The organism is Tepidibacillus decaturensis (assembly GCF_001561915.1).
GTDB classification, from domain to species: Bacteria; Bacillota; Bacilli; order Tepidibacillales; family Tepidibacillaceae; genus Tepidibacillus_B; species Tepidibacillus_B infernus.
In genome coordinates this window covers 2145008-2153125 of the sequence record NZ_LSKU01000001.1, presented here as the reverse complement: position 1 = coordinate 2153125, position 8118 = coordinate 2145008, and the positions used below count along the sequence as shown (strand labels likewise).

Annotated in this window: 10 protein-coding genes and 1 riboswitch; of the genes, 8 read left to right on the top strand and 2 right to left on the bottom strand. The window is 36.7% G+C overall.

The features are described from left to right. The 6 genes from U473_RS10175 to ribH form a co-directional block, all read left to right on the top strand. On the top strand, positions 1-249 hold a 249-nt coding region (locus U473_RS10175), incomplete at its 5' end, for a hypothetical protein (protein ID WP_068725992.1). A 17-nt stretch (positions 250-266) separates the two neighbouring features. Then, positions 267-1307 carry an alkaline phosphatase PhoX gene (locus U473_RS10170; RefSeq protein ID WP_068725990.1) on the top strand — a complete coding sequence of 347 codons (1041 nt, stop codon included), beginning with the start codon at positions 267-269 and terminating at the stop codon, positions 1305-1307. 59 nt (positions 1308-1366) lie between these two features. Continuing rightward, positions 1367-1511: riboswitch (FMN riboswitch) on the top strand. Between the two features lie 233 nt (positions 1512-1744). Next, the gene (gene ribD / locus U473_RS10165; protein WP_068725987.1) at positions 1745-2875 is read left to right on the top strand and encodes a bifunctional diaminohydroxyphosphoribosylaminopyrimidine deaminase/5-amino-6-(5-phosphoribosylamino)uracil reductase RibD; all 1131 of its coding nucleotides are present in this window, start codon (positions 1745-1747) and stop codon (positions 2873-2875) included. Beyond that, positions 2856-3512 (top strand): riboflavin synthase, encoded by a 657-nt coding sequence (gene ribE / locus U473_RS10160; RefSeq protein WP_068725985.1) that lies wholly within the window; start codon positions 2856-2858, stop codon positions 3510-3512. The genes ribD and ribE overlap by 20 nt, the downstream gene beginning before the upstream one ends. Positions 3513-3530: 18 nt before the next feature. Then, positions 3531-4724, top strand: a complete 1194-nt coding sequence (locus U473_RS10155; RefSeq protein WP_068725982.1) for a bifunctional 3,4-dihydroxy-2-butanone-4-phosphate synthase/GTP cyclohydrolase II — start codon at positions 3531-3533, stop codon at positions 4722-4724. A gap of 14 nt (positions 4725-4738) precedes the next feature. Then, positions 4739-5203 carry a 6,7-dimethyl-8-ribityllumazine synthase gene (gene ribH, locus U473_RS10150; protein ID WP_068725981.1) on the top strand — a complete coding sequence of 155 codons (465 nt, stop codon included), beginning with the start codon at positions 4739-4741 and terminating at the stop codon, positions 5201-5203. 91 nt (positions 5204-5294) lie between these two features. Here ribH and U473_RS10145 read toward each other — a convergent pair whose 3' ends face one another. After that, a complete protein-coding gene (locus U473_RS10145) occupies positions 5295-6518 on the bottom strand; it encodes an MFS transporter (protein WP_068725979.1) in 1224 nt (407 codons plus the stop codon). Between the two features lie 222 nt (positions 6519-6740). Here U473_RS10145 and U473_RS10140 point away from each other — a divergent pair, with 222 nt between their 5' ends. Next, on the top strand, positions 6741-7277 hold the full coding sequence (locus U473_RS10140; RefSeq protein ID WP_068725976.1) for a hypothetical protein: 537 nt from the start codon (positions 6741-6743) through the stop codon (positions 7275-7277). Positions 7278-7316: 39 nt separating this feature from the next. Here U473_RS10140 and U473_RS14815 read toward each other — a convergent pair whose 3' ends face one another. Next, the gene (locus U473_RS14815) at positions 7317-7454 is read right to left on the bottom strand and encodes a hypothetical protein (protein ID WP_161937325.1); all 138 of its coding nucleotides are present in this window, start codon (positions 7452-7454) and stop codon (positions 7317-7319) included. A 77-nt stretch (positions 7455-7531) separates the two neighbouring features. Between U473_RS14815 and U473_RS10135 the strand changes: the two genes are divergently transcribed. After that, positions 7532-8068: a histidine phosphatase family protein gene (locus tag U473_RS10135; RefSeq protein ID WP_068725974.1), complete on the top strand. Its 537-nt coding sequence runs from the start codon at positions 7532-7534 to the stop codon at positions 8066-8068. The last annotated feature ends 50 nt before the right edge of the window (positions 8069-8118 follow it).

Here is an 8118-nt window from a genome sequence, read left to right as displayed (position 1 = left end):
CCAATAAAAGGACGATCAAATGCCTTGATGATCCATATCAATGTAAAAGGGCGAACAGGGTACAACTTTGATTTTATGTGTACCTATAAGGATCCACGAGAAGTAGATGTGGACGTGATCAATGTGGGGACAACGGGTCTTATTGATGATCAGCATAAAAATGTAGCTAAAGAACTTATTCATGATTATACTCGACATATTCATGAATGTGCTCAGGCTGTACAATCTATGACGCACCAACCAAATTAGGTGGCAATCCATTAAGTTTGCTTACTCATTATGAATATATTTCAAGAGACCAAACTGGTAATTCAGCCTATGGACAAGTTCCAGCTTCTATCAGTTTAAGTACGATTGATCAGAATAGAACAACAGGTGAATTAAAGGTTGTTGATTTGAAAAAAGTAGATTTTTCAAAAGTAGATGGATTATGGATACCATGTAATGGTTCTGTAACACCTTGGAATACTCACCTAAGTAGTGAAGAATACGATGCAGATGCACGTGCTTATGAAGCAGACCAAAATAAAACCTTTGTTGGTTCTTTTACAAAAAATTATTTTCAAGACGAAAATAAAGTAGGTAATCCTTACGCATATGGATATATTCCAGAAGTAGTGGTACGCCCTGATAACTCTACAACAGTTGTAAAACATTACAGCATGGGGAGATTTTCTCATGAATTAGGTAAAGTTGCTCCAGATGGAAAAACCGTATTCTTTGGTGATGATGGTACAAATACTATGTTGTTTATGTATGTAGCGGACAATGCTCAGGATCTATCTGCTGGTACCTTATATGCTGCAAAATGGATCCAAACAAGTGATCAAAATGGTGGGGTTGCTAATCTAAAATGGATTAAATTAGGTCATGCAACAGATGAAGAAATTAAATCATACATTGATAAAGGAATAAAGTTTAGTGATATTTTCGAAACCGCTGATCAAGATACAGAAGGGTTTAGTAAGATTAAAACGTACCCAAGCGGAAATGTAGAATGGTTAAAAGTAAAACCTGGAATGGAAAAAGCTGCAGCATTTTTAGAGTCCCGCCGTTATGGTGCGATGTTAGAAAAAGGTATGTTAAAGGATGAAAATGGATTAGATCCACAAGATGATATTCAATTACCAAAATTAAAAGCTGGTGCCACCTATGAACTTGCTTTGAAAGCTGGACAAAAGGACAGTGAGAATAATCACATTGATAGCAGTTATGTTCCAGCAACAATGAAAGGTTTAATCATAGGTGAAGATTTGCTAGTCCCAGATGAAAAGGGAAACACTGCTGTCGTTGCCATAACTACTTAAACAAAATTACATTTGCAGATTTATTAGAAAAGGTATAAGATAGAATCAAATAAGTTAAATAAATCCTTCGGGGTCGGGTGAAATTCCCAACCGGCGGTAATCAGGGATAACCTGTAGTCCGCGACCCAATACGTCTTTTGATGTGTTGGCTGATTCGGTGAGATTCCGAAACCGACAGTAAAGTCTGGATGGGAGAAGGATATGATAAGGTGAATTCTATCCATAGATGTGTAAATTCAGAAAATGCCGCTTTGTCTTTTTTCTGAATTGCATTTTGTCTTGTTTTTATGGCTATATTCTATCCATTTGAAAATTCACATTATCTATCTTACTTAACATAAAACCCTGAAGCATGATGCTTTGGGGTCTTTTTTTCTAAATTTATGGGGCCTACAAAAGTAATCGGAGTATGCATTTTAAAGGAAAAGGAGATAAACATGAACGATCGGGATTATATGAAAATAGCCCTTGATTTGGCAAAGGGAACCAAAGGGCAAACCTCCCCCAATCCAGTTGTAGGAGCGGTGATTGTTAATCAGGGTCGTATCGTTGGAATGGGAGCACATTTAAAAGCAGGCCAACCTCATGCGGAAGTTCATGCATTAAATATGGCAGGTTCACTTGCTAAAAATAGCACACTTTATGTAACACTTGAACCTTGTAGTCATTTTGGTCGAACTCCTCCATGTGCAGAACGAATCGTTGCTGAACAAGTCAAAAGAGTAGTTGTGGCCACCTTAGACCCGAATCCGTTAGTTTCAGGGATGGGTATTGATTTATTAGAAAAGGCTGGTATAGAAGTTACCGTAGGAGTCTTAGAACAAGAAGCAAAACAGCTTAATGAAAGCTTTAACAAGTATATTACAACCCGTATGCCATTTGTTACCGTAAAAACCGCGATGACCCTTGATGGGAAAATCGCTACTTATACGGGAAGTAGCAAATGGATCACAGGGGAAAAGTCGAGAGAATATGTTCATCAGCTAAGACATGAGCATGATGCGATTATGGTTGGGATTGGGACAATTTTAAAAGATAATCCTTCCTTAACGGTACGAACTGAAGTAGAAGGACTTAACCCTATTCGAATTGTGGTCGATTCAAAATTGAGAATTCCATTAGATGCAAAGGTAGTAATAGATGGAAAAGCACCTACATGGATTTTCACAACGAATCATGTATCAGAGCAGAAAATAAATGAGTTAACAAAAATGGGTATCCAAGTCATCGTAACAAAAGGGGAAGAAAGTGTTCCGTTGCAAGAAGTGCTTCAATATTTAGGTAAAAATCATGTAACATCCGTATTTGTTGAAGGGGGATCAACCTTAACGGGTAGTTTATTTGACCATGGATTGATAGATAAATATATAGGATTTATTGCTCCAAAATTAGTAGGAGGTTTTCAATCCCTAACAAGTATTGGTGGGGAAGGAAAAACGATGATGACTCAAGCCGTTCCCTTAACCAACATTTCTATCCAACAGTTTGAAGATGACTTTTGCATCATGGGGTATCCTATCTTTTCATCAAGCGAAGGGGGGAAGGTTAATGTTTACCGGATTGATTGAAGAAGTGGGAAGGATTAAAAACATAACTCGTTCGGGCGATGCCATGGTACTTACGATTGAAGCAAAAGAAATTTTAGAGGATGTGTCAATTGGGGATAGTATCGCTGTAAACGGAATTTGTTTAACGGTGACCTCTTACCAATCTTTTTCCTTCACTGTCGATGTCATGCCTGAAACGATGCATCGTACGAATCTGAAGGATTTAAAGGTTGGTAGTTTAGTAAATCTAGAAAGAGCAATGACACCCAATCGAAGGTTTGGTGGTCATTTTGTTGCCGGACATATCGATGGAGTAGCTACATTGCATGGAAAAAAGCCAGTAGATAATGCGATTTATTTTACTTTTCATGCGAATCCCTCTTTAACAAATTACATGGTTCCCAAAGGTTCGATCGCAATTGATGGGATTAGTTTAACGCTTGTTGATGTAGAGAAAAACCAATTTTCAGTTTCGATCATTCCTCATACCCTTCAACAAACCAATTTGGTATCAAAACAGATCGGGCAAACCGTAAATATTGAGGTGGATATGATTGGAAAATTTGTAGAGAAATACGTGACCAATCTGTTGGAACAGCGATCAAATGAGAAAACTAATTTAACTGAAGATTTTTTAAAAGAGAATGGATTTGCTTAAAAAGTAGGGGGGCTTAAAATGTTTGCTACTATTGAAGAAGCAATAGAAGAGTTACAACAAGGAAAAGTGATTATTGTTGTGGATGATGAAGATCGTGAGAACGAAGGAGATTTTATCGCATTGGCAGAAAAGGCAACTCCAGAAGTAATCAATTTTATGATTAGGCATGGTAGAGGCTTGGTTTGTGTACCGATTACAAAAGAAAGAGCAAATGAATTAAATTTATCACCTATGGTAGAGAATAATACGGATCCCCATGGTACTGCATTTACTGTATCTATTGATTATAAAGAAAGTACAACAGGTATCTCTGCATATGAACGTTCACAAACGATACAAGCATTATTAAATTCTAAAACAAAGTCAGAGGACTTCCGAAGACCAGGTCACGTTTTCCCGTTGATTGCACGTGAAGGCGGTGTGTTAAGACGTGCAGGCCATACCGAGGCTGCTGTTGATCTAGCAAAATTGGCTGGCGCTTATCCTGCTGGAGTGATCTGTGAAGTCATCAAGGAAGATGGAACGATGGCAAGAGTACCAGATTTACAGCAAGTTGCAAAAGATCATGAACTAAAAATAATTACGATTGCTGATTTGATTAAATATCGCAAAGAAAAAGAAACATTGGTTCAACGTGAAGTAGAAGTCAATTTGCCAACCGAATATGGAACTTTTAAAGTGATTGCTTACACTAATAAGGTGGATGATAAGGAACATCTAGCCTTAGTGAAGGGCGAGATCAATCAGGATACACCGACACTCGTTCGTGTACATTCCGAATGTTTAACAGGGGATATTTTTGGGTCATTTCGCTGTGATTGTGGTCCACAGCTTCATGCTGCATTAAGACAAATTGAAGAAGCTGGTCAAGGTGTTCTACTGTATATGCGACAAGAAGGAAGAGGGATTGGACTAATCAATAAGTTACGAGCTTATCAGTTGCAAGACCAAGGTTTTGACACGGTTGAAGCCAATCATAAGTTAGGTTTTCCTGCTGATTTAAGAGACTATGGCATTGGAGCACAAATTTTAAAAGATTTAGGAGTAGGAAAGATACGCTTATTAACCAATAACCCAAGAAAAATAAAAGGGTTAGAAGGTCATGACTTAGAAGTCGTGGAACGTGTTCCCTTACTGATTAAGCCCAATAAAGATAATCTTCGTTATTTGCAAACGAAAAAAAGTAAATTAGGACACTTATTACATGTTTAAGAGGAGGAATTATAATGGGAAAAGTATATGAAGGTCATTTAGTTGGAACAGGGTTAAAAATAGGTATTGTGGTTTCGCGTTTTAATGAATTTATAACTAGTAAATTATTAAATGGAGCTAAAGATGCACTCATTCGTCACGGAGTGGAAGAGAAACAGATTGAAGTGCTTTGGGTACCTGGAGCTTTTGAGATTCCACTCGCTGCGAAGAAAATGGCTAATTCTAAAAAGTATGATGCAGTCATTACATTAGGAGCAGTGATTCGTGGGGCCACACCTCATTTTGAATATGTCTCTTCTGAGGTTGCAAAAGGAACGGCAGCGATTAGTTTGCAAGCAGATGTTCCAGTAATCTTTGGTGTGTTAACAACTGATTCGATTGAACAAGCGATTGAAAGGGCAGGAACGAAGGCTGGGAATAAAGGTTGGGAAGCTGCGATTTCTGCAATTGAAATGGCAAATGTGTTAAAGCAAATCTAATACCTATAAGAACAGATCGAAGCACAGAGAGTGAAAATGGCTACTACCATAACGAATTTGGTAGTAGCCATCCATATTTTTATCATATTTTTTAATTTGTAGTTTCAGGCTTCGTTTCCTTGCCAACAAACCATAAAACGATGATTCCTACCATAATCGTGATTGTGAAAATAAGGAAGATACTTTGATAACTCATTTCTTCACCTATCAATACACCTACAAGTAAGGGAGCAATAATACTACCGATTCTACCAAATCCAGCGGCTGCACCAGAACCAGATCCGCGAATAACTCCAGGGTAATTTTCAGGCGTATAGGCATAAAGTCCACCCCAAGCCCCTAAATTAAAGAAAGATAATAAGGAACCCCATATTAGTAATGAAGTGGTTTCTGAACTTGAACCAAAGAACCATGCACTTAGTGCTGTGCCTAATAAGAAAATCATCAGTACTGGTTTTCTTCCCCATTTTTCAATCAAATAAGCAGCTGTAAAGTATCCGGGAACTTGTGCAAGAGTCATCATCAACACATACTCAAAAGAACGAATCATATCAAAGCCTTTATCAACAAGGACAGAAGGTAACCATAAAAACATGCCATAATAGGAAAAGGCGATGACAAACCATAAAGTCCATAAAGTAACCGTTTCTTTGCTATATTGGGTAAATAAGAGTTTGATATTTTTGTTTTTTAATTGTTTCTTATTCTGTTGCGCTAAAAAGACAGGTGACTCAGGTACCTGTTTACGGATTAAAGCAGCATATATAGCGGGTAGACCACCAATGATTAATGCAGCTCGCCAACCTAAATTTGGATTAGGAATAACGTAATAAGCAAGGATAGCGGCTAAGATCCAGCCAATGGCCCAAAAGCTTTCTAGCAGAACAACTGCCCTTCCTCTACTATGTTCTGGAGCATGTTCACTCACTAAAGTAGAGGCAACAGGTAATTCGGCACCAATTCCTAAACCAATAAGAAAACGGAATATTAACATAACAACAAAAGTAGTCGCTAATGCACTAGTGGCTGTCGCTATACCAAATAATAATAGAGTATATAGAAAAATGGGTTTTCTTCCTATGCGGTCAGCAAGTATTCCACCTAACGTAGCACCTATAGCCATACCGATTAAATTAATCGTACCAAGCCAGCCTGATAATGATGGAGTTAGACCCCATTCTTTAGATAAAGCCACCATAATAAAAGATAATAGCCCCACATCCATCGCATCAAACGCCCAGCCAATCCCAGCAACACCAATCAATCTTTTGTATTCTTGATTTGATTCAGTCGCTTCAATTGCAGATGTACTCATTTAATCCCCCTCATTTCTATTGCTATATGTATATTTATGTGTCTTTACACATGATATTACATGATGATGAGGATATTGTCTAGTATTAAGTTGGTTTTTTTCAATTTTTTTATTTTTCTTCATATTCTTTAGAAGCAGATTAAGTGTTATCTAACACCAAAAACAATATAAATAGTGTTAAAATAGTATTAAAAACAATAGTTTGTTGATGTAGGAGGATTTATGAAAAAAGGAATGAACTATGGGTTATTTATGATGACAACAATGGGACTAAGCCATATTCCTAATCAATCTATTGTGCTCCTTTCTTATGGAATTGGTTTTATTTGGAGTCTAACTATGGTATGGAGCAATTTGTCTAAAGCGAGATGGGATTGGTTTTTTTCAAGTACATTAACTTGGCATTTAATCGGTCTTGGCTATTATTTATTTACACGTGATATTTTTTCTGTTGTAGATTATACTGGTCAAGTAGTATCTTTTTCTTTTGCAATCAATTCTGTCTTTTCACTATTTACAAACTTGCCATTTACTTCAATGTTTGATCGTAGTTATCAGGAAAGGTATGTTCCTGTAAAAGAAGTGTTATTACATAGGCAAGCAACTATGTTTTGGAGTGTTATCATTCTTTGTAATGGAACCTTTACACTATTTCTTCAAAGATTATTGCATCATAATGTATCACTCTTATCGATGGTGATTGTTGTGATTGGTATCTTTGTGATTAAAAAATGGCTAAACTTTCGCCTTCAAAATTAATTTTTTATCTTATAGGGACTTCACTAAAGAAGGATTCGACTACGTTTTTGAGAAATCCTCAGAATAAGCAATCAGGACAACGTGATCATCTAACACATGATTTATTTTTTCTTCAAGTTGGGTGATCTCTTTTAATAGTTCGGGATGGTTATTTAGATTTGTAAAATGGTAATTCATTAATATCCCTCCTTAGAAATAGTATGGTGGGAATTTCTAGAATTATACTTATGAATGAATTGGAATAGAGGGAATGTATGTTAAAAGTAATCTTAATGCGGCATGGAGAATCGGAATGGAATGTGTTTAACCGAATTCAGGGGATTCAACAAGTTTCTTTAACCAATAAAGGGAAAAAACAGATTGAAAAAGCTTGCTTCGATTTACTTTCGAACAGAAAAATACAAGTTACCAAAATTATAACCAGCCCATTACATCGAGCAAAAGAATCGGCAAGTATTTGTCAACGTATATTAAACCTTCCACTGGTTGAGCTTGATTATTTTCGGGAACGTTCATTTGGTGAATTAGAAGGGAAAATATTACAGGAGATTCGATTACAATATAAAATCAGGGATATTGAAGAACTGGAAGACGACCGATTTAGTATCGAACCGGTCCAGAGTTTACTTGATCGAATCCATACAGGGCTCAAAGAATTAAAAGTAACTTACCCAAATGAAAACCTTTTGATTATCACCCATGGAAGTGTCATCAAATGGATCTTTGAAAAATACCAAGCTGAGAATATAGGTATTATTCCTAATGGGGAATATCGATGTATCAAGATATAAAATGAAAAAGTTTGTTGACATGCTATCAGATATGGGTTATATATAAAGTT

Excerpts from the sequence above, each read along its gene's own strand:
- ribD (WP_068725987.1), top strand. The coding sequence starts at position 1,745 with ATGAACGATCGGGATTATATGAAAATAGCCCTTGATTTGGCAAAGGGA.
- ribE (WP_068725985.1), top strand. The coding sequence starts at position 2,856 with ATGTTTACCGGATTGATTGAAGAAGTGGGAAGGATTAAAAACATAACT.
- U473_RS10155 (WP_068725982.1), top strand. The coding sequence starts at position 3,531 with ATGTTTGCTACTATTGAAGAAGCAATAGAAGAGTTACAACAAGGAAAA.
- ribH (WP_068725981.1), top strand. The coding sequence starts at position 4,739 with ATGGGAAAAGTATATGAAGGTCATTTAGTTGGAACAGGGTTAAAAATA.
- U473_RS10145 (WP_068725979.1), bottom strand. The coding sequence starts at position 6,518 with ATGAGTACATCTGCAATTGAAGCGACTGAATCAAATCAAGAATACAAA.
- U473_RS10140 (WP_068725976.1), top strand. The coding sequence starts at position 6,741 with ATGAAAAAAGGAATGAACTATGGGTTATTTATGATGACAACAATGGGA.
- U473_RS14815 (WP_161937325.1), bottom strand. The coding sequence starts at position 7,454 with ATGAATTACCATTTTACAAATCTAAATAACCATCCCGAACTATTAAAA.
- U473_RS10135 (WP_068725974.1), top strand. The coding sequence starts at position 7,532 with ATGTTAAAAGTAATCTTAATGCGGCATGGAGAATCGGAATGGAATGTG.